This is a genomic window from Streptomyces sp. NRRL B-24572, from assembly GCF_002156145.1.
GTDB lineage: Bacteria > Actinomycetota > Actinomycetes > Streptomycetales > Streptomycetaceae > Streptomyces > Streptomyces vietnamensis.
Genome location: NZ_MWIG01000889.1, coordinates 1 through 3,795, shown reverse-complemented (window position 1 = coordinate 3,795; position 3,795 = coordinate 1). Strand labels below are relative to the sequence as shown.

The following is a 3,795-nucleotide window of genomic DNA, read 5'->3' as shown; positions in this document are numbered from 1 at the left end:
CCTCGGCGGCGGCGAGCTCGGCAGCGGGCACGGGGCCGACTGCCGGTTCCGCCCCGAGTGAGGCACCCAGCGCGGCGAAGCGGTCGAGGATCGCCGGCAGGGTGAGTTCGTTGCCGACGGAGAGCGCCACGAGCGGAACCCCGAGCCGCTCGGCGACCGCCTCGTCGAGCGCGTACGGACCCTTGCCGTCGTAGGTCACGTCGACGATCACGTCCGGGCGCAGCTCCCGCAGCGCCGCCTCGTCCAGGGCCCGGCCCGGCCCGAGGTACGGCACCCCGGCCGCCCCGAGCCCGCCCGCCTTGGCCGGGTCGAGGGCCTCGCCGTCGTGCCCGGAGCCGTAGACGCCGACCGGCGTCACCCCCAGGTCGAGCAGCGCCGCACCCGCCCGCACATAAGCGACCACGCGCAGCGGCACACGGGCCGCCCCCAGCTCCGTACCCCTGTCGTCGGTGAATCCCCAGGCCTGCGTTCCGGACATGCGGCTGCTCCCTCCCCGGCCGGGACTTCGGTCCCGGCCCCCCTGCCGGAAGTCCCCCAGAGTGGTGTTAACTAAACAGGTCGGGAGGAAGCAGTAGGAATCGTCAGCGCCGTCGCGCACGTGCGCGCCACCTGCCGGGGCACGCAAGGTACGGGCGGCCCTCGCGCCCTGGAGTGAGCCATGTCCCTGCCCGGCCCGTTCTCGGACCCCCGTGTGATCACGCTGTTCGGCCTGCTCGCCGTCTCGACGGTGACGTGGCTGGCGCTGAGCCTGCGCGCCCGCGCGCGCCGCGAGCCGGCGGGCGTTCCGCTGGAGCGGGTCTGGCACCCGCAGGAGTCGGTGGAGCTGACGCCCGCGGAGGAGCGCGCCTTCGGCCAGGTCGTCTCCCGGCTCACCCTGGGCGAGGCGGGCCGCCTGCGCTGACCGCGCAGGCCCTAGCATCCGGGCCATGCCCACTACCGATCCCCGCCCCCGCCGGGACACCCGGGGCATCGTCGACCCCGCCGAGCTGCTCGCCCGCGTCCGCTTCCGCCGGCACGTCCCGGCGCCGGAACTGCGGCCGTATCTGGAGCACTACTGGCTGATCGACTGGGAGCTGCCGGAGCCGTACGCGAGCCATCTCGTCCCGCACCCGTCGGTGAACGTCGTCTTCCAGCGGTACGGGCCCCTGGGCGCCCCGGCAGCGGCGGCGAGCGCGTCGGCCGAGGTGTCGGGGGTCGGGCTCGGCCTGTTCACGCAGAAGCTGACGGACGCGGGCCGGGTCTGCGGGGTGCAGTTCCGGCCCGGCGGTTTCCGGCCCTTCGCGCCCGCGTGGCCGGTGTCGGCGTGGACGGGCCGCAGGGTGCCGCTGGGCGAGGTGTTCCCGGACGACGGGGGAACGGACCCCCTGGCAGCCGTACTGTCCCCCGACGAGGACCACGCGCGCGTGGCGGCGCTCGACGCCTTCCTCCTGGCCCACGGCCCGGTGCCCGACCCGGCGGCCGAGCAGGCCATGGAGCTGGTGGACCTGATCCGCTCGGACCGCACGGTCCGCAAGGTGTCCCGGCTGGCCGCCGCGAGCGGTCTGTCGGCGCGCTCGCTCCAGCGCCTGTTCGCCGGCCACGTCGGGGTCGGCCCGAAGTGGGTGATCCTGCGCTACCGGATCCACGAGGCCCTGGAACGCGCCGAGGCGGCGGGCGTCCCGGACTGGGCGGCGCTCGCCGCCGAGCTGGGCTACAGCGACCAGGCCCACCTCGTACGGGACTTCACGGCGACGATCGGGGTGCCGCCGACCGCGTACGCCCGCGCGGTGTCAGTGCCCTGACCTACCGTGCGGACATGATCGACAACACCTCACAGATACGCCTCGAAGCCTGGTCCGAGGCGGACGCGGACCTGCTGCGCGCCCTGAACGCACCGGAACTGATGGGCCACTTGGGCGGCCCGGAGACCGAGGATCAGCTGGTCAAGCGGCACCGGCGGTACGTGGACCTGAGCGCCGACGCCACGGGGGCGGGGCGCATGTTCCGGATCGTGCTGCTGCCGGAGGAGGCCGTGGTGGGCAGCATCGGCTTCTGGGCGCAGACCTGGGACGGCGAGCCGGTGTACGAGACGGGGTGGGCGGTGCTGCCGGGCTTCCAGGGCCGGGGCCTGGCGACGTCCGCCACGCGCGCGGTGATCGCCGAGGCCCGGGCCGCGGGCCTGCACCGGCATCTGCACGCGTTCCCGTCCGCGGACAACGCCGCGTCGAACGCGGTGTGCCGCAAGGCCGGGTTCGAGCTGCTCGGCGAGCGGGACTTCGAGTACCCGCCGGGGCGCCCGATGCGCTGCAACGACTGGCGGTTCGACCTCGGCTAGTCGGTGAGCGGCCGGGTGAAGTGGAAGGCCACGATGTCGAAGCGTTCGCGCAGGTAGAAGCGGTGGGCTCCGGTGCGGTGGGTGCCGGAGTCCAGGTTGAGCTCGTGGCAGCCGGCCGCGCGGGCGTGCTCCTCCAGGTGGGCGACGAGCGCGTGCCCGACGCCGGTGGAGCGGTCGGCGGCGGCGGTCACCAGGTCGTCGACGTAGAGCTTGCGCAGGGAGCTGGTGTTGTTGACGATCCGCCACCCGGCCGCGCCGACGCAGCGGCCGTCGTCCGTGTAGGCGGCGCTGAACCGCAGCCCCTCGGGGTGCCCGGCCTCGTAGACCTCGCGGAAGAGCTCCGGGGTGAGGTGGGGGCGGAGCTCGGAGAGGACCGGCAGGAGGTCGCTCTCCAGCCGGGGGTCGCCGGGGGCGAGGTCGATGATCTTCATGTCGGGGACGGTACCCCAGGTTTTTTCAGGGTTGACGACCGAGGCACGACCAAGGATATTTATCTGCGTAACGCAGGCAATGCATAGCGCAGACAATGCGCAACGCAGATTGTGCAGCGCAGATTGCGCAGCGCACATGAAGACAGGAGCCCCCTCATGACCGTCCTCGTCACCGGAAGCCGCGGCCGGGTCGCCACCACCCTGCTCGACCTGCTCGACGCCGCGGGCATCAAGGCCAGGGCCGGATCCAAGGACCCCACGGACCTCTCCCCACCCCTGGGCGTGGAAACCGTGCACTGCGACCTCACGGACCCGGCCACCTTCGACACCGCCCTGGAAGGCGTCGACTCCGTCTTCCTGTACGCGGAGGCCGCACACGCCGACACCTTCGCCGACCGGGCCCACGCCGCCGGAGTCGAGCACATCACCCTGCTCTCCTCCAGCTCCGTCCTGGCCCCGGACGCCGCCGAGAACCCGATCGCGGCCTCCCACCTCGCGGCCGAGCGCGCCCTGTCGGCCGCCGCGGCCTCCGGCGCCTTCGAGACCACCCACCTCCGCCCCGGCGCCTTTGCCACCAACGCCCTGCAGTGGGCGTGGGCGCTCAAGGACGGCCACGGCCCGGCCCTGCCGTATCCGCACGCCTACGGGGACCCGATCCACGAGCGCGATGTCGCCGAGGCCGCCTTCGCGGTCCTCACCGAACCCCGGCTGCGCGGCTCCTCGTACCACCTGACCGGCCCGGAGTCGCTGGACTTCACCGAGCAGCTGGCGATCGTGGCCGAGGTGACGGGCCGCCCCGCGCCGTACACGACGGTCACCCCGGAGGACTGGAAGGAATCGGTCGCGGCCTTCATGCCGGAACCGTTCGCGAACGCCCTCCTCGCCTACTGGGCCTCCCACGACGGCCGCCCGACCCCCCTGACGAGAACGATCGAAACCCTGACGGGCCACCCCGCCCGCACCTTCACCACCTGGACCAGAGACCACGCAGAGGCCTTCCACTCCTGACCGTTGTGGGCAATCGTTCCGCCGGGGCGAAGGGGGTCCCCC

5 protein-coding genes and 1 pseudogene are annotated in these 3,795 nt (G+C 73.3%); 4 read left to right on the top strand and 2 right to left on the bottom strand.

Going from position 1 to position 3,795, the window contains the following annotated elements; all coding sequences use genetic code 11:
- Positions 1 to 478 (bottom strand): annotated as a pseudogene (locus CCN56_RS37745) (ABC transporter substrate-binding protein); the annotation flags it as partial.
- Between the two features lie 180 nt (positions 479 to 658).
- Here CCN56_RS37745 and CCN56_RS37740 point away from each other — a divergent pair.
- The 3 genes from CCN56_RS37740 to CCN56_RS37730 are packed head-to-tail and all read left to right on the top strand — an operon-like array spanning position 659 to position 2,314.
- Complete coding sequence (locus tag CCN56_RS37740; RefSeq protein WP_086832196.1) at positions 659 to 901, top strand: hypothetical protein; 243 nt, start codon at positions 659 to 661, stop codon at positions 899 to 901.
- 25 nt (positions 902 to 926) lie between these two features.
- Positions 927 to 1,781 (top strand): helix-turn-helix domain-containing protein, encoded by an 855-nt coding sequence (locus CCN56_RS37735; protein ID WP_086832195.1) that lies wholly within the window; start codon positions 927 to 929, stop codon positions 1,779 to 1,781.
- A 14-nt stretch (positions 1,782 to 1,795) separates the two neighbouring features.
- Complete coding sequence (locus tag CCN56_RS37730) at positions 1,796 to 2,314, top strand: GNAT family N-acetyltransferase (protein WP_086832194.1); 519 nt, start codon at positions 1,796 to 1,798, stop codon at positions 2,312 to 2,314.
- On the opposite strand, the gene CCN56_RS37725 is transcribed toward CCN56_RS37730, so the two are convergent.
- The gene (locus CCN56_RS37725) at positions 2,311 to 2,745 is read right to left on the bottom strand and encodes a GNAT family N-acetyltransferase (RefSeq protein WP_086832193.1); all 435 of its coding nucleotides are present in this window, start codon (positions 2,743 to 2,745) and stop codon (positions 2,311 to 2,313) included. The genes CCN56_RS37730 and CCN56_RS37725 overlap by 4 nt on opposite strands.
- A 156-nt stretch (positions 2,746 to 2,901) precedes the next feature.
- On the opposite strand from CCN56_RS37725, the gene CCN56_RS37720 reads away from it, so the two are divergent.
- Positions 2,902 to 3,753 carry an NAD(P)H-binding protein gene (locus CCN56_RS37720; protein ID WP_086832192.1) on the top strand — a complete coding sequence of 284 codons (852 nt, stop codon included), beginning with the start codon at positions 2,902 to 2,904 and terminating at the stop codon, positions 3,751 to 3,753.
- The last annotated feature ends 42 nt before the right edge of the window (positions 3,754 to 3,795 follow it).